This window comes from Bacillus cereus (genome assembly GCF_015071065.1).
Classification (GTDB): Bacteria; Bacillota; Bacilli; order Bacillales; family Bacillaceae_G; genus Bacillus_A; species Bacillus_A cereus_BA.
Window position 1 is genome coordinate 1 of record NZ_VOVA01000095.1, and the last position, 426, is coordinate 426.

Consider the following 426-nt stretch of genomic DNA (forward strand, 5'->3'; position numbering starts at 1 on the left):
AAAAGCGGGTGAAGAGAATCGAACTCTCGACCAGAGCTTGGAAGGCTCTTGTTTTACCACTAAACTACACCCGCGTGGTCGGGAAGACAGGATTTGAACCTGCGACCCCCTGGTCCCAAACCAGGTGCTCTACCAAGCTGAGCCACTTCCCGTTATGGCGCGCCCGAGAGGAGTCGAACCCCTAACCTCTTGATCCGTAGTCAAACGCTCTATCCAATTGAGCTACGGGCGCTTATTCATGATGTTTTTTCGTCGTTGTGTTTTGGCGACTCAATTATCTTACCATACTACATTTTCAAATGCAAGTACTTTTTTAAGATTTTTTTGATGCGGCCGAGAGGACTTGAACCTCCACAGGGTTTCCCCCACTAGGCCCTCAACCTAGCGCGTCTGCCGTTCCGCCACGACCGCGCGGAAAAAACAAAA

At 50.5% G+C, this 426-nt stretch carries 4 tRNA genes; all 4 read right to left on the bottom strand.

The window, feature by feature from the left end:
- Positions 1 to 3: 3 nt before the first annotated feature.
- Positions 4 to 74: transfer RNA gene (locus tag FT637_RS29670), tRNA-Gly, on the bottom strand.
- 1 nt (position 75) lies between these two features.
- Positions 76 to 152, bottom strand: a tRNA-Pro gene (locus tag FT637_RS29675).
- A 3-nt stretch (positions 153 to 155) separates the two neighbouring features.
- A tRNA-Arg gene (locus FT637_RS29680) sits at positions 156 to 232 on the bottom strand.
- Positions 233 to 328: 96 nt separating this feature from the next.
- Positions 329 to 411, bottom strand: a tRNA-Leu gene (locus FT637_RS29685).
- Between the last annotated feature and the right edge of the window lie 15 nt (positions 412 to 426).